This is a genomic window from Roseateles terrae (assembly GCF_014192155.1).
GTDB classification, from domain to species: domain Bacteria; phylum Pseudomonadota; class Gammaproteobacteria; order Burkholderiales; family Burkholderiaceae_C; genus Roseateles; species Roseateles terrae.
Genome location: NZ_JACHXO010000001.1, coordinates 685,427 through 705,614, shown reverse-complemented (window position 1 = coordinate 705,614; position 20,188 = coordinate 685,427). Strand labels below are relative to the sequence as shown.

Here is a 20,188-nt window from a genome sequence, read left to right as displayed (position 1 = left end):
GCGCGGGAAGCTTTCAGCGTCAGGCTGGAGGGAAGAGGTCCAGGTGGACGGGGGGCCGGACGGCGCGGAGGGCCATCCGGCGGGAACTGCATCAGGGCGTTGCGGCCAGGACCTGCGTCAGGCCCTGCATGAGGCCATGCGTGCGGCCGCGGGACGAGCGCCTCAGGCGGCGCAGAAACGATTGACCAGGTTCTCCAGATATTCCTGCCGACCGGAGCGCGGCGCCACATCGGCGTTGCGGCTCAGCACCTGGTCGGCGAGCTGTTCCAGGGTGCGGCGGCCTTCGAGGATGTCGCGCCCCTCGGGTGTGGACCAGCCGGCGTAACGCTGCTTCAAGGCCTCGGCCAGACGACCATCCTGGATCATCTGTTCGGCCACCAGCAGCGCCTTGGCGCAGACGTCCATGCCACCGATGTGGCCGTGGAACAGGTCTTCCGCATCCAGCGACTGGCGACGCACCTTCGCATCGAAGTTGAGGCCGCCGCTGCCCAGGCCGCCGGCCTGCAGGATGTGATACAGCGCCAGCGCCATCTCGGGCACGTTGTTGGGGAACTGGTCGGTGTCCCAGCCCAGTTGAGGATCCCCACGGTTCATGTCGATGCTGCCGAGGATGCCCATCGAGGCAGCGACAGCGATCTCATGCTCGAAGGAGTGGCCGGAGAGCGTGGCGTGGTTGGCTTCGATGTTGACCTTGACCTCCTTCTCCAGCCCGTAGCGGGTGAGGAAGCCGTAGACGGTGGCGCTGTCGAAGTCGTACTGATGCTTGGACGGTTCACGCGGCTTGGGTTCGAGCAGGATGGTGCCCTTGAAGCCCTTGCGGTGCTTGTAGTCCACTACCATGGACAGGAACCGGCCGAGCTGGTCCAGTTCCTGATCGACGTCGGTGTTGAGCAAGGTTTCATAACCTTCGCGACCGCCCCACAGGACGTAGTTCTCACCGCCCAGACGCATCGTGGCGTCCATTGCGTCGCGCACCTGCAGGGCCGCCATGGCGAAGATCTCCGGGTCCGGATTGCTGGCGGCGCCGGCCATGAACCGGCGATGGCTGAACAGGTTGGCGGTGCCCCAGAGCAGCTTCACGCCGGTGCGCTGCTGATGCTCGCCAAGCACGTCCACCATGCGGGCCAGATGCTCGTGGCTCTCACGCGGGGTGCTGCCCTCCGGCGCCACGTCGCGGTCGTGGAAGCAGTAATACGGGGTGCCGAGACGGCTGAAGAAATCGAAGGCGGCCTGCGCCTTGATCTCGGCCAGCTCCATGAGGGCTCCCCCCTGGAACCAGGGGCGCTCGAAGGTGCCGCTGCCAAACGGATCGAGACCGGTCCAGCAGAAGCTGTGCCAGTAGCAGACCGCAAAGCGCAGGTGCTCTTCCATACGCTTGCCCAGGACGATGCGGTCCTTGTCGTAATGACGGAAGGCGAGCGCTTCGTCAGAGCCGGGGCCCTGATAGCGGATCGGTGCAATGTGGGAGAAGTAGCTGCTCATGGTGCTGAAGAGGGTGTAGGTGGGGACCGTTCAAGACGCGTCAGGGTGGGGCAGTGAGGGTCAGAACCGGCACAGGGCGAATGCAAGGGGGGAATCGCGTCAGGACGCCGACGGGGCGGTCGGTAACGGCGGAAGCTCCCGTTGCTGGCGGTAGAGCGCCCGGAAGCGCGCCAGGCGCGCCGCCAGCACCGCGCTGCGATCCGCACGCGGCTGGAATCGATCGCTGACGGCCGGGCGCTGGCAGACGGTGCGTTCGTCACCGCCGTCCGCCATCCAGGCCAGCCGCGCAGCGCCCAGCGCACCGCCGGCATCGGCGTCGGCATGGCGCACGATGTCCACCCCCAGCACATCCGCCATCAGTTGGGCCCAGTAGGCGCTGCGGGAGCCCCCTCCGACAAAGGACAGCTCGGTCACGCTGGTGCCGGCCGCCTGCAGGGCCGCGAGCCCATCGGCCATGCCGAAGGCCACGCCCTCCAGCACCGCATAACCGCCGTGGGCGCGGGTGCTTTCGTGGGTGAGACCGTGGAACTGGCCGGTGGCGAAGGGGTCGTTGTGGGGCGTGCGTTCGCCGGCCAGGTAGGGCAGGAACAGCGGCGCGGTGGCGAGGTCCTGCGGCGCCAGCGCTTCGACCTCGGTCAGCAGCGCAGCCTCGTCGCTGGCGCCACTGAAGTGGCAGAACCAGCGCAGCGCACTGGCGGCCGAAAGCATCACGCTCATCTGGTGCCAGCGGCCGGGCAGGGCATGGCAGAAGGCATGGACGGCCGAAGCGGGGTTGGGGCGATAGCGGTCGTTGACGACGAACAGCACGCCGGAGGTCCCCATGGACAGGAACCCTTCGCCGGGGCGCGTCGCGCCGATGCCGATGGCACTGGCGGCGTTGTCGCCCGCGCTGCCGGCCACGACCACCTCGGGCGAGAGGCCCCAGTCGCGGGCCAGGTCCGGGCGCAAGGTGCCGCCGACATGATTGCTTTCGACCACCCGCGGCATGTGCTCGCGGCGCAGGCCGCAGGCGGACAGGAGCACGTCCGACCAGTCCCGCGCGGCCACGTCCAGCCAGAGCGTTCCTGCCGCGTCGGACGGGTCGGTAACCTTGTCCCCGGTCAGGAGCAGGCGCAGATAGTCCTTGGGCAGCAGCACGGTGGCCGTGGCGTCGAAGATCTGGGGTTCATGGCGGCGCACCCACAGCAGCTTGGGCGCTGTGAAGCCCGGCATCGCCAGGTTGCCGGCAATGTCCGCCAGCTGCGGCGCGGCCGACGTCAGCGCGTCACATTCCGCATGGCTGCGGCCGTCGTTCCACAAGATGGCGGGGCGCAGCACCCGGTCCGCCGCATCCAGCAGCACGGCGCCGTGCATCTGGCCAGAGAGGCCAATGCCGCGGATCTGCGACCATGCGTCCGGCGCCGAGGCGCGCAGCGCTGCAACCGCCTGCGCCGTCGCCGTCCACCAGCTGGCCGGGTCTTGTTCTGACCACAGCGGGCGAGGGCGCTGCACCGTCAGCGGCGCGCTGGCACGTCCGCGTGCCTGGCCCTGGGCGTCCAGCAGCAGGAGCTTGATTTCGGAGGTGCCGAGATCGATCCCAAGATACATCAGAGCGACTCCTCGGTGTCTTCGTTTGCAATGGAGGCGCCGCGGCTGGCGCTGGCCTGCGGCAACTGCGGTCGGGTGACGCGATATCGGGCCAGTGCGGCAGCGCCCGCGGCGACGGCATCGGCGCCGAATCTGGAGGTGCGCACCAGCGGCGGGGCCAGGCTGGCGGCCTGGGCGTAGCCGGTGAGCGTGTCCAGCGCCGGCTGGAGGAACGGATCGCCCAACTCAAGCACGGCGCCGCCCAGCACGATGCAGGCGGGGTCGTAGGCGGTATTGAGGTTCTGCAGCAGCACGCCAAGATAACGCCCGGCGGTGGTCACGGACTTGAGCGTGGGGCGGTCCTTGTCGATCAGGCGGGCCCGAACTTCGGCCAGTGAATGCGGGCCGGGTTCGGCGGCCTCATCCGGGCGCAGCATGGCGCGCATGCCAATCAACGCTTCGGCGCAGCCGCGGCGGCCGCAGCTGCACAGCGGGCCGTCGATCTGCAACACCATGTGGCCCACTTCACCCGCAAAGCCTCGGCTGCCGGTCAGCAACCGGTCGCCGACGATCACTCCGGCGCCCACCCCCTGGTTGATGCTCACGTAGAGCAGCGGGTCCATGGGCTGCGGCGTCGGATTGAATTCCATCTCCCCGAGCGCGGCCACATCGGCTTCGTTCTGCAGGTAGAGCGGGACATCGGCCAGCGGCGTGCCGGCCAGGCGCTCGCCCAGCCAGGCGCCAACGGGGAGATCGCGCCAGCCAAGATTCGGGGCGAAATGCAGGACGCCTTGCGCCTCATCCACGCCACCGGGAAGACCGACACCGATGCCGATGATGTCCTGCGAGGACTCCAGTTGCCCGCACACCTTCTGCAGCAGCGAGGCAAGCACGCCGATGCAGGCCCTGGCGGAGCGGCTGGACCCATAGGCGCTGACCGCCCGGGCGCGGATGTCCCCGGTGAGGGAGGTGGCCACCACCCGCACGGACTCAATGCCGACTTCGGCACCGAGCAGCATCAGACGGTCGGGGTTGATGAAGAGCGGGGTGGGGCGTCGACCGAGATCGCCGGTGGCGACGACGCCGCTTTCCATCAACCAGCCCTCGGCGATCAGCTCCCGGGTGAGGGCGCTGATGGTCGACTTGGTCAGGCCCACCTCGACCGCCAGGTCCGCGCGGGACAGGCCGGGGTGAACGCACAGATGACGCACCAGCGCCATGCGGTTGATGAGCTTCAGCCACTGCTGGCTGCTGCCGCCTTCGCTCTGCAAACTTGTCTCCATGCCTGCTATCGATGCGGGCTGCAACTGATATTAGTTCGGGCGCTGCACGAATGAAGGCGGGGAAACCCGGAGCGGATGTAAAGGGTGACAAAAGGGGAGGCAAAACGGGAGGCAAGGGCCGAAGACCGTGGGTGTTGGGCGCGGTGGGCGCGGCGGGCGCGGTGGTCGCGGGGGCGCCACTCGCGCGCTTTGCAGAGCAGCAACATCGGCTTAAGCGGGGTCTAACACTCGGGGCGCACGCTGTGTCTCACGGCGTCGCGATTCCTTCTCCCCCGATTGCAGTCTTTCGCAGCGGCGCCCACAGGAGTACGACATGAGCAAGACCTCCCCGATCCTGGCCCTGATGGCGGCGTTTGCCGCGGCGTCTGCTTCGGCAGCGCCCGTTCAGGATGATGAACTCGCCGGCCGTGAGCAGCGCCGGTCGCACCTGCAGCAGCAGTTGCGCGATGTGCGGGTGGAGCTTTATTGCTCGCATGAAGACCATGCGCTGCAAATGATGCGTGAAACCCGTCAGGCGCTGATCGCACAGCATGATGAGGTGAGCGAGCGCGGTGTGGCGCATTTGGACAAGGCCATCTGGGCCGTCCGCCATGGCGACACCGAACAGGCGCTGAACCTGCTGCAGGATGCGCATCGGCTCGGCTGAGCGCCGGGCGTGGCCGGACGTGCCGCAGCGTTTGGTGGCCGCCGAGTGCTGACCCCCCGGCGCCTGATCACTCATGCTGAGGCACCGGCGCTGAGGCACCGGCTCAAGCGGTCCCATCAGCGGATGGCCGGCCCGGCTGACCGGTGCCAGGCCGGCGGCGGTCAGCCGCCGCCGTGGCGGCTGGCCAGATCGCCCATGCGGTCCGCCTCCGCCTCCAGTGAGTGGTCGTCGTTCACCGGCACGCCGCTCACCTCCATCGTCGGTGCCACCCGGCCCTGGCGCTGCTGCACCACATGCCAGGCCTCATGCGGGAGATGCTGCTCCTGCCCCGGCGCGAGATGGATGTCGCTACCCTGCGCGTACGCCAGCGCATTGAGCTGCGCCGGGCGGCTGGAGTTCGTATGCACCCGCACGTCCGACAGGTCCATGCCGGACATCGACTCCAGCCCGGATTTCAGCGAATCCGGCATGCCGGTGAGATTCGGAGCCGCGGGCGCCTCCTCCCGCTGGGCGGCCGCACCGACAGTCGCGTCGATCCAGCGGCGCTGTGCTGCCTGCCGCGGGGTGGCGTCGATCTGCGCGGACCAATCGCCGCCGGCATCGGCGTGTCGCTGTGCCGTGTCAGGGTCGGCGGCCGGCCTTCGGGTCGACACGGGCCCGGCATCGGGGCTGCGTCCGTCTGCATCATGGGGGAAGGTCATGGGTCGGTCCTTCTGGGAAGCATTGAACAAGAGAGCTCATCGCCGGATCACGCAGGCGGCCGGCCCTCACAGCTCCGGCGCCTTGAATTGCAGGAAAAGATAGACACAGATGCCGACCACCAGCACCAGTGCCACCACCGGCACATAAGGTGAATCACGCAGCCACGAGAGCGCCGGGTCGCAGGTGAGCAGCATCAGGCACAGCGCCGCGGTGAGCAAGGCCACCAGGCCCAGCACCACCAGATAGATCAGCCCCACACGCCGGACCCGGCAGTTCAGCGCGTAGACCATGGCGGCCGCCATGCAGCCGAGCAGCAGCGTCTGGGCCAACAGCCGCAGCGGCAGGCGGTTCGGGCAGATCCAGGCACAGGCCTTTTCCCGGTTGGACGGCGTGTCCAGGAAGTACTGCGTCAGCGGCGTGATGACCTGCGCCCCCATGCCGACCTTCTCCAGCGGCAGCGGCCACAGGGCGATCCCCCCGTAATTCCACTCGATGTAGGGAAAGTCGCGCGCCATGCTGGCGGTGACATTGGCCGGCGCGGCTTCCGGCGAGGTCGCATGCACCACCACCGGCAGCAGGCTGTCGAGGAAGTCGATTCGTCGCACCCCCTGCACCTGGCGGGTCAGGTCGATGCTGCGGCGCAGGGCCTTCTTCTGGGTGTCCGGGTCGCCACTCATCAGCACGAGGAATTGCACCGTCACGTCGCCGGTGCCGGTGTAGTCAGGCTCCCTGGAGCCGGGCAGGGTGTCGCGCAGGTGATGACGGTCCTTGCGTTCACCGCGCAGCTTCAGTCCCATCAGCCATTCGTAGCTGTAGGGCGGCTGTTCCCCCAACTGCTGGTCCGGCACGACCAGGTTGAGGCGGAAGCTGCGCCCGTCCTGCTGCATCCGCGTCAGGACCTGGTCGACGAAGCGCTGCAGGAACCGGGTGTAGCGCTCGCGGTCGCGACCCTCCGTCGGGGCGTCTTCGAAGAAGATCGTCAAGCCGCCGAAGACGCGCCCACCAGCGTCCACGCCCGGTTTGAACAACAGACGGTTCATCCACGTCTGGGTGTCGTCGCGCTCCTGCGTGACCATGCGCACCGCGGTCTCCGCGGCGTTGTTGATCATGGTGATCTGGGTCGCTTCCGGCTGGTTCAGCAGCGGGGTCCAGGCGCGGCGGTACACGACCAGGTCCATCGCCACGTCAAAGCGCTGCGCTTCGCGGGAGAAGCCGGAGACGGCGCCGTTCCAGTCTGCGGGCAGGTCATAGCCGCCATCATCCTTCAGCACCACGCCCATGTACTGCAGCCGGGTGAAGAGGTTGAAGTTGATCGGCATCGGCGTTTCTTCCGCGCGCCAGAAGGGGATGACGCCGATGACCTCATTGTTCTTGTGGCCGGGGGCGCATTGACAGCCTTCGGCGCTGAGGCGCAAGGGACGGGATTCGGCCACCGGATGCAGCTTGGTGGCGGCCGCCACGGCGTCCCGCAGGTTGTCGGGGGCCAGCAGGGAATCGAAGAACACCTCCAGCGGCACCGCGGAATGATCCGGGCGGCGTTCATTCCGCTTCGGCGGGGGCGCGTCACTCACTGGACGCAGCGCGGCGGGTCTGGGACAGGTGGTGGGCGCGGTCATCTGGCGCGCGGCTGCGACCTCGGCGACGCGCTTGAGGAAGTAACGGCAGCGTTCGGCCTCTACCGCGCCGATGAACATGCCGCGGCTCGGATATTCAACGCCCACCAGCGGCGTCAGGATGGCACGCAGTTGAGCGGGTGTGGGCGTTTCCGGCGCGATCAGCGGTGGGTCGGTGAGTGGGGTGCTGTTGTCATCGATGTCGGCGCGCAAGGCGGCGAGCGCCGGCAGCGGCGGCGTGGGGGCCACGGTGGTGCTGGTCGGCTTGGGCGCGTCCGCCTCGGTGGGCGGCACCAGCTCGTCCAGGTCCTTGGCCGTGAACAGGTAGCTGACCGGTACATCTGCGTTCACATCCGCCGTGCCGTCCGCCTCCTGCAGGCTGATGCCTTTGAGCGGCGCCGGACCGGTCGGCCTGGGAGAAGGCGTGGAGGCCGGCCCGGGTGCGGGTGCGGGTGCCGGTGCCGGTGCCGCAGTGGCCATCGGCAGGATGCGCAGCACGTAATGCTGCTCCTGCTCCATGCGCGGGGAGGCACTGTCCGTCGCCCGGAGGGTGAAGCTGAAGTTGCCGACGCGGGTGGGGCGGCCGGACATCATGCCGTCGCTGCCAAAGCGCAGGCCGGGCGGCGCGGCGCCTTCGATTTCGATGTGATAGGGCGGACGTCCGCCTTGGACGACCTCGCGAGCTTTGTAGTCGGTGTCCAGGCGGCCCGGCGGCAAGGGGACGGAGACGTAAACCAGTCGAAGGTCTGGGGCGGACCGGGAGGCCGCAGCCAACGCCGCTGTCGTGCCCGGCGCCGCGGCGCGGGAGGGCCCGACGGAAGCGGGACTGGAAGCGTTGCCGACAGTCTCATTGCCAGGCGCGGGCTGTAAGGACGCCACCTGTGACGAGGCAGTGGACAGCGGATAGCTGCGCGCAGCGCCATCGGCGCCTGCCGAGCCAGCCGGAGCCGTCGTTGCTGTGGCCCCAGCACCGCTGGTCAGCCCGATCTTCGCCGCCTTCGCCTGAAGGCCGGCCGCGGCGGAGGCCGCTGGCCCCATCGCGACGGCCACAGCCTGTGCGGCCTGCGAGGCCGCCCGCGCCGCAGCATCCGCGGCCGCGCTTGCCGCCGCGTTCACCGCCGCCGCTGCAGCGGCCGTCACCGCTGCCGAGGCGGCCGACGCGGCGGCAGCGACCGCCTGGCGTTGCAATTCCGGCGCGTCCAGGCTGAACGGCATCGGCTTGGGCACTGGCGCATTGCCGCGAGGACCCGCTGTGGCGTGCAGCGCGAGCGCGACCACACCGGCCGCCATGCCCGCCAGGAAGATGCGCCAGCGTCGGCAGTGCACACAGGGAGTCTGCCGGGCGTGGCTCTGAGCGTGCGGGGGTCGATCCCCGCCGCCCTGGCCGCCGTCGTCCGGCATACGGGTGGCGTCGCCGCCCGCGTCGAGCGTGTCGCTCATGCGCGGGTCCTTCCATCGTGGGTGTTTGGCAGCCATGGCTCAGACCACCCGTCCTTCCTTGCGAAGTTCCTTCGCAATGCCCAGGCGCAGATCCGCCTGGCTGATCCGATCCCGTCCGGCCTGCAATGCATGCAGCGCGGCGAAGCGCGCCACGTTGGCAATCGCACCACCGGCCAACTCATGCCGCTCGGCCAGCTCCTGCAGGTCCACGCCGGCCTCCAGACGGCCGGTGGGTCGCAGCAATCCTTCCCACAGGCGCAGCCGCTGATCCGCGTCCGGCATCGGAAAATGCACCAACGACTGGAACCGGCGTGCAAAGGCCTCGTCGATATTGCCCTTCAGATTGGTCGCCAGAATCACCGTGCCGGGGAAGTCCTCCACCCGTTGCAGCAGGTAGGCCACTTCCTGGTTGGCGTGGCGGTCGTTGGAACTGCTGGTGGCGGTGCGTTTGCCAAAGAGCGCATCGGCTTCGTCGAAGAAGAGGATCCAGTCGCGATGCTGTGCCTGGTCGAACACCTGGGCCAGATTCTTCTCGGTCTCGCCGATGTATTTGGAGACCACCATCGACAAATCGATTCGATAGACGTCCGCCTGCACCGCCTGGCCGATCAGCGTGGCGGTGAGGGTCTTGCCGGTGCCAGGCGGGCCGAAGAAAAGGCTTCGATAGCCCGGTTTGACGGCGCGGGCCAGCTGCCAGTCCCGCATCAGCTGCCGGCCATGTCGCGCCCAGGTGGTCAGGGTCTGCACCTCGGCCAGTGCATCGGCGTCCAGCACCAGGTCGTCCCAGGTGAGGGCGGTCGTGATGAGACGCGCCGGAAAGCCGGCACTGAAGTCAGGCTTGCGGGACACGCCGGTGGTCAGGCGCTGCAGCGTGTCACCCGTCAGCTGCAGCGCGGCGGCAAACCAGGGCTCGCCCGGTGCGTCGTGATCCATCCGCAGCAGGCCTTCCCGGCGCAGGGGGGCATCGTCATCCAGACACTGACGAAGGCGGACGCGACGCTCGAGATCCTCGCCAGCAATCAGAAAGGCGGCCGTCTCCGCGGTGGGCAGGAAGCCGCCATGCGAGCGGCCTTTCCAGCCCCCAAACTCACTGAAGCCGCGATCCAGATTGCGGTTGCGGACAAACAGCAGGTCCAGCAGCGCCGGACGCAGATGCGGCGCCAGGGCCAGGGACAACACCACGCGCGCATCCGCGTCGAGATTCAGCGTCTCATGAAGATCTGCAAGCGCGCTGCCCGCCGGCAGGCGCGGCGGACGAAGGCCGGCCGGCGGGGGTGGGTCGATGACCGGAGTCCGTGGCGCCTCAAGGGCGGACGGGCGCTCCAGCGCCTGCGCGCCATCGTCCGGCGCCGCCGCAAAGTGCTGCGCCAGTCGCGTCTGCACCACCCGCTCCAGCCAGGCCAGTTCCATCGCCAGCGCTTGCGCATGGCGGTCTCCGCAGTTTGCGGTCTCAGCGCCAGTCCACATGCAACACCCCCTCCATCCATCCAAACTTCAGCACCGAATAGCCCCACGGCAGGTGATCGATCAGCATGTCGAACGGTCCGGGTTCGACGGCCAGGCGCCACCCCTCCGCCTCGCGGGTCAGACGTCCCGTCCGGCGCAGGAAGGTCTGCCTCAGCCCGTTCGGACGTGTGCTCCCCAGCACCCGCCAGTGCTGCACCACCGCGGTCAGCAGTCCCTGCACCACCTGCCGCTCTTCGGTGGTCAGCGTCCATTCCCTGGGCAGCGGCTCCTGCTGCGGCAGGCCGCAAAGCAGCTTGTTGAGGGCCAGGTCCGATTCAACGGCCGACTGGCGCAGCGGCACCGCGTCTCCGTCGTCCGGCGTGTCCAGCACCAGGGCCTGCAGCAACAGGGCCGCGCGGCGCGCGGTGTCGGCGTCCTTGAAGCCGGCCGGCGTCGACAGGCCGAGGCGCTGGAACAGATGCGGCAGATAGGGCTGCAGCAGCACCAGACCGGCATTGGGAACGGTCAGCGGCTCCAGGGACGGATCAGGCGTCGACGGGTCTGCGGCCCGCGTCGAGGCGGTGGCCGTCCGCGACGCGGTGGCAGCTGCGCCCCCGTTGGCGTCGCCGGTTTCATCGTCATGCGCATCCGCCCCGTGCCGGTGTTTGCGCGGACGCCACCGCAGCCCGAGCGCACGTGCGGCGCTGGACAGCAGCGATGAAGCCTTCTCCACCGCCTTGTCGAACCAGCGCCGCGGCGCCATCGGCCCCTCCGGCGCACGCGCTTCCAGATGGAGCCGGACCTGCTCGGTGTAGCGCTGGGGCTCGAAGCTGCCCGTCTGCCCACGCAAGGCCTGATCAAGCGTCGCCTGCCAAAGCATCGTCCGCCGCTCGCGCGTTTCCACAACGGTCGATGGCGCGGTGCTGAGGACGGTTTCGATCCAGCGTTGCACCTCCTGGTGCAAGGCGGTGTCCATCCACAGCGTCAGCAGCGTGGGCACCAGCTCGGTGGGCAGGGTGCGGGTGAGGCGATCGCGCAGGCCCTCCTGCCGGGCCGCCGCTTGCAGCGTCTCGCGCAGCCACGACGCATCCTCGCGCAGCAGCTGCCCCCAGAGGTCGCCCAGCGACAGCAGCGGATCGGACGTGACAGGCACATCACGTCCCAGCGCCAGTGCGACCTTCAGCTGCTGGCGCGCGCGGGCCAGGGCGGAGCCGGTGGCGGGTCCCTCGGCCGCCAGCGCCTCGTCCAGCACCACCTGCCACAGGGGCACCAGCCCGGCCGGCGCCTGGCCATGCAGGCCATGGCCGGACACCATCGCCAGCAGGCGCTGGGCCTGGGCCGGCCGCCCGGGCAGCAGCGCCCGGACCAGGGCCGCCAGCCACGAACGGTCAAACTGCAGCACCAGCCGGTGCACCAGCAGGGCGCGGTCTTCCTCCTGGCGCAAGGCGGCCACCAGGGCGGCAGCGTCGTGCTGGAGCAGTTCCTGCGCCAGCTGGCGCGGGTCCTCTCCGCGCGCCTGCCAGGGCCAGCGTCCCGACCGCAGGAACTGCAGCAGCATCACCAGCCGCGATTGCGGACGGCTGCGCACGCCGGACGGACGGTGCCGCGCGCCGCCGGGTCCCCGCTGGTCCTCCAGCGCCTGCCGGGCCACCAGGCACAGCTGCTGGCTCCAGCAGTCCTCCCAGTGCGGGCTGTTGACCGGGCCGAGGTCCAGCGTCAAGGTGGGCAGTGTCCAGACATCGTCGGGTGCACAGGTCTCCCGGAAGCAGTCGTCCAGCACCTCGTCCAGCAGGCGCAATCCGGTGTGCTGCAGCCAGTCGGACCAGCGCCGCTCCGCCTCTTCGGCCGATACGCCGTGGACCTGTGCGTCGGCATGCAGGTGTTCGATCAGGTGGGCATCAGCCACGGTCGGCCTCCGGTGAGGTGGGCGGCGCTTTCGGCGAGGGCGGCGCGGTGCGCGACGTCTGCGCGGTCTGCGCTGCCGTAGAGGCCGCTGCAGCGTTGAAAGTCGGCTTCGGATCCGGCACCGACGCCGGCGCCGGCGCCGGCGCCTGGCGCTGCCACGTCAGCATCAGCGCGATCAGCCGGGCCGACGCGCCATCGGTGCGCGCCTGCGCCCGGACGTCCTCCGGCGCGCTGGACAGCGCCAGTCGCGTATCCAGCCACTGCTCATACAGCGCTTCGAACCGCTGCATCTCCCCCAGCGACAGCCACTCGACCGCCAGCGACAGGTGCACCGGCGTGTTGCTTCGCAGGGTCTCCTTCGCAAAATGACGGAAGGACGCCTGCGCGGTCCGTGTGGTCCAGCCCGGCAGCACCGCCGTGATGCGCAGCCGATGAAAATGCGGCGGCAGCGCCAGCGCCTCATGCTCCGGCGAATGCGCCCGCACCGGACGCAGCAGCACATGCTCCAGCAGATGCAGTCCTTCGCATTCCTGGTCCAGATGCAGCATGAACAGCCGCAGGCTCGCGGCCGCCCGGCGGGCGGCGTCACCGTCCTTGAAGCTGCCCAGTACCCACCACCGGCCTTCTTCGTCCGGCCCCAGCACCAAGCGCCAGCCTGGACCGGGATCCGGCTGCGGCAGGGCGAAAAGGCCCGCATGCGGTGCCGGGTCGTCGTCCAGCCCGGGGCTTCCGACCGGCGGAACCTGCAGATGCAAGGTCGGCGGCGGCGTGACCGGTGCCGCGCCGGGCGCCAGCAACCGATAACGATCGGCCCGCGCCGCCGTGCGTGTCAGCGAGACGGGCAGCGGCTGACGGCGCAGCCACGGCATCTGGCCCAGGTCTTCCTGCACCTGCTGGCGGGTGGCCGGTCGCAGGGAGGTGCCTGCGGCCACCGCACGGTCCGCGAACTCGGGGGGCAGCGGCACGAGGCTGCCGCCAACGCCGGCCGTGACTGCGGCGGGATTCAGGGCACCCGGGTCGGTGTCAGCGCCGGTGCCTGGCGTGCTGCCTTCGCCGGCGTCGATCAGCACGCGGTGATCACGTGGGACCCGGGTCAGCGGCCGGTCATGCCACAGCCGGAAGCCCAGGCGAAGGCTCGCCCGCCGCTGCAGGCCGCTGCAGTTGTCGAGCTGGCCCCAGCTGGGGCGGGTCAGGTCCACGCCCGCGGCGCGGTCGCGGGTCAGCGTGACGATGTCGCGCACCCAGGCCGCCTTGTTTTCCAGCAGCAGCGACTCCAGCTCTTCATGCAGCAGATGACCGCAGAACTGACGCATGCTGTTCTGGGTGTAGGTGTCGCCATGCAGGGCCAGCAGATGGTCCAGGGCGCGGCGCTTGCGCGCGGTCCCGCCGTCCAGGCGCTGCTGCTGGGCCTTGGCCACGGCGTCCGGATCGTCCAGCAAGGCTTTCAGGCCCGGCACCTGCGCCTCGGTGATCGGCTGCGTCCAGATCGTCTGACGGGAGCCGCCGTCGACCGAGAACAGATGGCGCATCGCCTGCAGCTGCGCCATGGCCTGGGCCATCATCTGCTCATGCAGCAGCAGGTAGGCCTTGAGCTGCTTCACCTGCGCATGCACCTGCGGCGGTGCCGACGCGGGCACCCCGTGGCGGCCCAGCCCGTAGATCGCGGGAAGGTGCTGCTGCACCGAGTGGTAGCGACTCAGGTCGCGATGGATGCCGGTGGGCAGCAGCGCCTGGGCCCGTTCGGCCTGGTCCGCCTGCTGGCGGGACCGTCGGGCCCGGCCCGCCGTCTGGAGATCGTTCAGGCGCCGGCGCAGCTCCCGCGGCGAGATCTCCACCGGATGCCCACGCCGACGCACCTCGATCTGCGGCCGCTGCCGCGCCGAGGGCAAGCGCAGGGATAACGCCCAGCCTTCACCGAACCAGGCGACCGAGCCCACCACCGTGTCCTGACCCGCTGCGCGCACGTCCGCCGGGTCCGGGCGATCGGGCACCAGAGCCACCACCCGTGCATCAGCCACCCCGGGCACCCGACGCATCTCTTCCGCCACGTCGGACAGGAACAGTCGGCCGACGCCGCTGGCGCTCAGCACCGAGGGGCGCAGAAAGCCGTGGCGCAGGGCAGGGCCTTCGTAGATGTCCGCCAGGCTGCGTCCCTGACCCATCAGGTCGTGCAGGGTGTCCGCCACCGGGGCGCCGGCGATGAAACGGGCGCAGCGGTCGTAGACGTCCGCCAGGATGTGCACGGCATCGCGCTCACCGTCGATGTCGATGACCGCCCGCAGCTCGCACATCACGTCCTCATCGCACTGCACCTGCGGCGCCAGGTCTTCGCCCAGATTGCGCTGGGCGTGCCAGGCCTTGGCGGCTTCCATCGCGCGGGCGGCGCGGCGTGCGGCGCCTTGCGCGTCGGTGCCGTCGTCGAGGCCGCCGTCTCCGATGTCCTCGCCCTCACTGCCGTCCCCGCCGCCATCGTTCCCCACCAGCCATTCCGACGGCTTCAGCCGCAGCCGGTAGACGCCAGGCAACTCCTGGGACGGCACCAGGCTCGCATCATCCAGTCCCGGCACGTGGTCCAGCAGCCAGCGGCGGTAGTCCTCCGGCGTGGTGGCGCGGCAGGGAAAGGCGCTGTCGGCCGGATGCAGTGACAGGCCTTCATAGTCGATGACGTTGCCCGGGCCGGCCAGATGGTCCGCCACCGGGAAGCCGCTGCGGTAGACCAGATCCGTCAGTCCGAAGCACAGCTGCTCCAGCAGGGTGATGCCGGGATCGTGCAGGTTGTGATCGGTCCAGCGCTCGCCGGCCAGCGCCTGCAGCCAGCGCAGGCCTTCTGCCCGCAGCGCATCAAAACCCAGCGACAGTTCCTCGCTGGAGCGCTCCGGCATGTCCTGCCGCGGGGTCGCACCGTGGGCGGTCATGACTGGCTCGCTCCGGTGAAATCGTCAAACCACAGCTGGGTGACCGTGGCGCGCAGCACCGCCCCCGCGCCATAGTCGCAACGGGTGCGGATCTGCAGCCGATAGACCCGCTCGGAATTGCCGCTGCTGGCCCAGCGCAGTTCCAGCTGGTCGCAGCGGCGCCCGAACCAGGCGTGCTGCGAGCGGATGCGCTTGCGGTCCTGCAGGAACTGGAACCAGCGCTGGGCCGGATTGAAGGTGTTCATCGCGGTGGCCTGCAGCAGGGCAAAACGCGGCTGGCGGCCCTGGGCACTGCTGGCGCCGGCCATCACCTCAAAGGCCTGGCAACCGCGCAGGTCACCGGTCAGGTCCTGCCATTCGCCGTTGGGCTGCAGCGGCACGCTGTCCGGCCTGGGGTAGCTGCCGCGCCGGCCGGGCGACGCCACCACACCGGCCACGTCCAGCGTGGCGGTCGGCTCGGCCACGCCCACGCCGACGCGCATGCGGCTGTCCAGCGAGAGCACCGGCGGTGCGCTCTGGCGCTCATGGGCACTGCTGGCGCGGAAGGCCAGCTGCTCGGTCCGCCCGTTGAAGCTCATCGACCACAGCGGCTGGTCGCCGGTGCGCTCCCGGTAGAAGCTGAGCAGCGCGTCATGTCCCTGCGGGGTGGAGACCTCCAGCCCATGGGCCGGGCTTTTGCGGAAGCCTTCGTCCACCATGTTGAGGCTGGAGTCGATCAGCGCCTCGAAATGATCGGCCGTGGGCAACTGGCCCACACCGAAGAACTTGCGCAGCGTGTCGCGGTTCTGTTGGCTCATGCGGTGGCTCCGCTGATGACGAAGGTGCTGCCAATCGCCAGTTTCGAAATGCCGGTGACCACGGGCGCCGAGTGGCTGAAGCCCTGGGTGTCGCTCAGCAGGTGCAGCGGCATGGGCACCGCCAGGCTCCACGGGCGGCTGCTGCTCACATGGCGGCGGTGGTCCTCGGGGCCACGGGCGGTGTCGGCCAGCCGGTAGCGCCCGTTGTCGTCCTGGCTCACGCGCAGCAGCGAGAGCTGGGTGATGAAGGCCACGCCAGGTTGGCTGCGCAGCCGGGCCTCGATGTCTTCGGCGCGCAGCGTCCAGTCAAAGCGTGGCGGGTATCCGCCGTCCATCCAGGGCGACAGCATCTCGACCACCGTTCGGTTCAGGCGCTGCAGCGTCGCGCCGGGATGGGCGCCCGGCTGCAGACCCACCACGCCCCGCACCTGCAGTTGCTCGTACATCGGATTGCGCACCTCGATGTGGGCGAACGGGGACGCCAGCTCGCGCAGCGCTGCGGCCATGCGGCGCAGCTGCACCGCACTGAAGCGGGGCTGCTCGCAGGCCGTCTCGAGATGGTTGCGCGGCAGCGTGGGCACGGCGACGACCACAACGCTGCCCGGCGCCAGGTGGTCACCGTGCCGGCCCTGGTCATCGACCACTTCGTCGGCGCTGAGGCAGCGTGCCTTGAAGACATCCGGAAAGCGGTCGAGCAACAGACGTTCCAGGTCCCAGCCGGTACTGGCCCGGTTCTTGTGCTGCAGCCGTTCGCCGGCGCGGGTATAGAGCGCCTTCACATCTTCCGCAGCCCGCAGCCCGACGGAGCTGCCCACCTGGGAGATGCTCGCCACGCCGCTCAGCGTGCTCACCGCACGGCGGATGCGGCCCGGTTCCAGCAACGTGGGGGGCTCGGGGGGCAGCGCTTGCGGCGCCGGGGGGGCCGGCGCCCGCACCGCCCGCAGCGCCTGGCAGCGCACATCCCGCAGCCGGGCGAAGGTGTCGAAGCCGTCCTGCGCGCCGATGCGCAGCCAGTGCAGTCCGTCCGGCATCAGGCCCTTGTTGCGGGCCGCGTCCTGCGGCAGGTCCAGGGTGATGATGCCGGAGGTGAGGAAGCCGTCCGTTTCGTCTGACAGCACCGCCTGCGCCGGCAGCGGCACCCAGCGGTCGCCCTGCAGCAGCGCCCATTGCGGTCGTGTGCGGGCCAGTTGCTGGCCGGGGCGCACGGGCGACTCCCTGAGCTCGAACAGCAGCGTCAGCGGACCGCCCAGATCGGACGAGGCCAGCCCGATCAGCAGCTGACCGTCGAAGTCCAGGCGCGGCAGCAGGGTCTGCTCCGACAGTGCGTCCGCTTCGTGCAGCGACACCACGCCAAACGGGCGCAGATGCAGCAGCCGTTCGCCGTCCACCCCCTCGCCAGGGCCGTCGTCCCGGTCCAGGGAGATGACGGTATCGGCGTCGTAGTCCAGCGTCAGCGATTCCAGCAGCGGCGTGTAGGGCGGCTGCGGCACAGGGCGCGGATGGCGCCGCGCCCGCGCGTTGGCGGCAACCACTTCGGACAGCACCGTCGGATAAGCCGCGTGGCCGAAGGCTGCCGGCGGACCGGCCAGCTGCACCCGCAGCAGGCCGTTGCGCGGCGGGCCCTGGGTGTCCCAGAGGGCTTCGCTGGCCCGCATCTGGTTGGCCAGCGTGGCGCCATCGGCTTCGAGCGTCTGGGTGTCCAGCAGCCGGCCGTCGCTGCCGGTCTGGAAAAGGCGCAGGGGGCGGCCTTCACCGGCGGCACCGCAGGGCACCCACTGTCCGTCCCGCAGCAGCGACAGCGCTGCGCTGAAATCTTCGGTGTACTGGCCCAGCCCATAGCCGGCATAGTGGGTGGTGAAGCCGCCAGGCACCTGCGGCAGGCCGGACCAGTGCAGATGCAGCACCAGACGGGTCAGATTCTTGCGTGCGGCTTCCTGCGAGCCCACGACCACGCTCGATGCCACGGCGGGCAAGGGGCCAAAGGGCATGAAGGGCTTGCTGGCATCGAGCCGGCCCAGGCTGTTGCTCAGCAGCAGCTGGCGGACGCCGGTGACGCTCACCCGCACCACCGCCTCCTTGAAGGGCACCTCCGACAGCAGCGAATAGGCATAACAACCGCCGGTCTGGGCGAGCTCCAGCCGGGCCATCGGCAGACGGGTGTCCCAGTCGGTGCCGTGCAGCGCAGCGTTGCAGCCCACGATGGCAGGCGCCGACGGCCGCAGGCGCACCTGCAGCGTCAGGCCGCCGCGCGGGGAGGGCCGCACATGCACGTCGGAAGCCTCCAGCCAGCCGTCGGCCGCGCTCAGGCTCAGTCGCAGGCTGCGCTGGAACAGGCTGCCGAAGATGAGCGCCCGGTTGGGCTCCGGGGTCAGCCCGCCGGAGCCAGGCCAGAACAGGCTCAGCGGGTCGGCGGTGGAGGTGGGCGGCTGCTGGCCGGTCACCTGGGCCACCACGGCCCAGATGCGTTCCCAGTGGGCCAGGGTCAGCGGACCGGCCGTCAGGGTGGCTTCGGGCGCCATCATCCAGCGGATCAGCAGGGTGCGCATTGCCCGCTGGAGGGCTTCGGCGCGCTGGTCCTGCTCGGCGGATGTCGCCGAGGGCAGGGCGCCGACCGCCTCGACATCGGCCACCAGGTCCTTCAGCGGCCGGGCGGTGAAGCGGGTGTCCTGGCGGACGCGCAGCTCAACGTCGATCAGCCGCTCGCCCTCCGCCAATGCCAGGATGGGCGACACGATGGCCAGTCCGATGCGGGCATCCGGCGTGGCGGGATCGCCGCCGAACAGGCGGAAGTCCTGCCCCTTGCCGAGCGTCAGTTCACCGGCCTTGGCCCGGGTGACGAAGCCGAACTGGGTCTCCGGGGAGATGTCCCGGTCCCGCGCCAGGAAGAGGCTGCGCACGCTCACCACCCGGGTGTCGGTGACAGCCAGCGGCTGTTCACTGCGAAATCGCACCGGCCGGCCGGTGGCGTCCTTCCCCGCATCAAACAGCACGCCAGCGCCGACCTGCACCTCGCCGGCGGCGCGCGGGTCCCGCTCACAGGCCAGCAGCACCGTGTCGTCCTGCGGCCCGCGCGGCTCGAAGCCCAGCACCTCGCGGTAATAGAAGTCGGTATGCCGACCCGGGAAGAGGTTGATCAGGCCCTGCGCCTGCTCCATCACCTTCATGAAAGCGATCAGCAGTGCGACGGCGGGCTCATGCTGGCCGGTGCCCCAGGAGGCGGGCAGCAGTTCGCGCGCCCGGGCCTGCAGGCTTTCGATGGCACCGTGGAAGGCCACGAGGCGACGCCGGAGCTGATCCCGCTCGTAACGGGCCATTTGCCGGCCGGAGACCGGGCCGCGCTGTTCGGCGAGCAGCGCCAGATCCTCCGCGGAAGGCGTCCACAGCGCACTCAGCGATGGGACGACAGGACGATTCAGCCAGCGCTGCTGCGCATACCGCTGCCGGACCCAGTGCAGGTCCCCCGCCAGCTGCTGTCGCACCAGCTGCCGCAGCCGCTCCTGCAGGGCCTGCGCGGCGGGATCCGGCGGATCCTGCTGCAGCGCGGCATACCAGCCGTCCATCAGCGTCGCCAGTTCACCGAGCTGCTGGCCCAGCGATTCCACCGGCGCGCTGTCCAGCTCGCGGGCCAGGCGGCGCTCGCGGCCCTCCAGATCGAACGCAGCCATCCGCGCCATGACCAGCGTGCTGTCGCGCTCCAGCAGTTCCCGCCAGTGGCCGGCATCGTTGTTGTCCGGGTCGACATAACGCAGCTTCTCCGCCAGCAGCTCCACCATCACCACCCGGTCTTCAAAGCGCAGCGGGTCCACCGCCAGATAGCCCTCATACAGGGCGGGGGGGAAGCGGTCGTCCTGGGTGCAGCCGTCGCTCATGCGGCCCCCTGAACATCAGTGTCGTCGGCGCCCTGCGGGAGTGGCACGGCATTCGGGTCGAAGCCCAGCCCCAGCCCGTCCGCCGCAGTGGCCTGCGCCAGGCTCATCATCGGGCTCTGTCCGTTCATGTAGAGCGGGAACACCAGGTTGTCCCTGGTGTTGCTGCTGCGCAGCCAGTAGTCCAGGCGGATGCGCAGTTCTCCCTCATGCAGCGCGCTGGTGTCGAAGTGCACAGCCTCCAGCTCCACACGCGGCTCGAACAGCATCACGGCCCGCTCGATCATGCTGCGGATCTCGGTCAGCAGGCTGCTGGTGACCTGCTCGAAGACCAGCCGGCGCAGGCCGCAGCCGTAGGTCGGATGCATCACCCGTTCGCCGGGGTGGGTCAGCATCAGGATGCGCAGGCTCTCCCGTACGTCCTGCGCGCCGCCGACCAGGGCGGCCGCCCGGCTGCGGGTGTCGAAGCCAGGCGGGAAGGCCCAGCCGGTGCCGAGGAATCCAGGATCGCTGCTCATGCTTGTTCT

General features: G+C 69.8%; 12 protein-coding genes. 1 reads left to right on the top strand and 11 read right to left on the bottom strand.

All coding sequences use genetic code 11. The features are described from left to right. Nucleotides 1-162 precede the first annotated feature (162 nt). The 3 genes from xylA to FHS28_RS02940 form a co-directional block, all read right to left on the bottom strand. On the bottom strand, nt 163-1,482 hold the full coding sequence (gene xylA / locus FHS28_RS02950) for a xylose isomerase (RefSeq protein ID WP_088449162.1): 1,320 nt from the start codon (nt 1,480-1,482) through the stop codon (nt 163-165). A 99-nt stretch (nt 1,483-1,581) separates the two neighbouring features. Next, complete coding sequence (gene xylB / locus FHS28_RS02945) at nt 1,582-3,069, bottom strand: xylulokinase (RefSeq protein ID WP_088449163.1); 1,488 nt, start codon at nt 3,067-3,069, stop codon at nt 1,582-1,584. Further along, nucleotides 3,069-4,331: an ROK family transcriptional regulator gene (locus FHS28_RS02940; protein WP_088449164.1), complete on the bottom strand. Its 1,263-nt coding sequence runs from the start codon at nt 4,329-4,331 to the stop codon at nt 3,069-3,071. Before FHS28_RS02940 ends, xylB begins: the two co-directional genes overlap by 1 nt. A gap of 313 nt (nt 4,332-4,644) precedes the next feature. Here FHS28_RS02940 and FHS28_RS02935 point away from each other — a divergent pair, with 313 nt between their 5' ends. Beyond that, nucleotides 4,645-4,977: a hypothetical protein gene (locus FHS28_RS02935; protein ID WP_088449165.1), complete on the top strand. Its 333-nt coding sequence runs from the start codon at nt 4,645-4,647 to the stop codon at nt 4,975-4,977. Between the two features lie 161 nt (nt 4,978-5,138). On the opposite strand, the gene FHS28_RS02930 is transcribed toward FHS28_RS02935, so the two are convergent. The 8 genes from FHS28_RS02930 to FHS28_RS02895 all read right to left on the bottom strand — a co-directional run bounded on the left by FHS28_RS02930 (nt 5,139) and on the right by FHS28_RS02895 (nt 20,179). Beyond that, complete coding sequence (locus FHS28_RS02930) at nt 5,139-5,678, bottom strand: eCIS core domain-containing protein (RefSeq protein ID WP_088449729.1); 540 nt, start codon at nt 5,676-5,678, stop codon at nt 5,139-5,141. A 66-nt stretch (nt 5,679-5,744) separates the two neighbouring features. Next, nucleotides 5,745-8,732: a hypothetical protein gene (locus tag FHS28_RS02925; RefSeq protein ID WP_088449166.1), complete on the bottom strand. Its 2,988-nt coding sequence runs from the start codon at nt 8,730-8,732 to the stop codon at nt 5,745-5,747. A 39-nt stretch (nt 8,733-8,771) separates the two neighbouring features. Further along, the gene (locus FHS28_RS02920) at nt 8,772-10,199 is read right to left on the bottom strand and encodes an ATP-binding protein (protein ID WP_088449167.1); all 1,428 of its coding nucleotides are present in this window, start codon (nt 10,197-10,199) and stop codon (nt 8,772-8,774) included. Further along, complete coding sequence (locus tag FHS28_RS02915) at nt 10,183-12,084, bottom strand: contractile injection system tape measure protein (protein ID WP_088449168.1); 1,902 nt, start codon at nt 12,082-12,084, stop codon at nt 10,183-10,185. The genes FHS28_RS02920 and FHS28_RS02915 overlap by 17 nt, the downstream gene beginning before the upstream one ends. Beyond that, a complete protein-coding gene (locus tag FHS28_RS02910) occupies nt 12,077-14,998 on the bottom strand; it encodes a contractile injection system baseplate wedge protein (RefSeq protein WP_088449169.1) in 2,922 nt (973 codons plus the stop codon). The genes FHS28_RS02915 and FHS28_RS02910 overlap by 8 nt, the downstream gene beginning before the upstream one ends. Next, nucleotides 14,995-15,795: a contractile injection system tail -fiber like adhesin gene (locus tag FHS28_RS02905; RefSeq protein ID WP_088449170.1), complete on the bottom strand. Its 801-nt coding sequence runs from the start codon at nt 15,793-15,795 to the stop codon at nt 14,995-14,997. The genes FHS28_RS02910 and FHS28_RS02905 overlap by 4 nt, the downstream gene beginning before the upstream one ends. Then, nucleotides 15,792-19,664, bottom strand: a complete 3,873-nt coding sequence (locus FHS28_RS02900; protein WP_088449171.1) for a baseplate J/gp47 family protein — start codon at nt 19,662-19,664, stop codon at nt 15,792-15,794. Before FHS28_RS02900 ends, FHS28_RS02905 begins: the two co-directional genes overlap by 4 nt. After that, nucleotides 19,661-20,179: a gp25 family contractile injection system sheath assembly initiator gene (locus FHS28_RS02895; protein ID WP_088449172.1), complete on the bottom strand. Its 519-nt coding sequence runs from the start codon at nt 20,177-20,179 to the stop codon at nt 19,661-19,663. The genes FHS28_RS02900 and FHS28_RS02895 overlap by 4 nt, the downstream gene beginning before the upstream one ends. Nucleotides 20,180-20,188 lie beyond the last annotated feature (9 nt).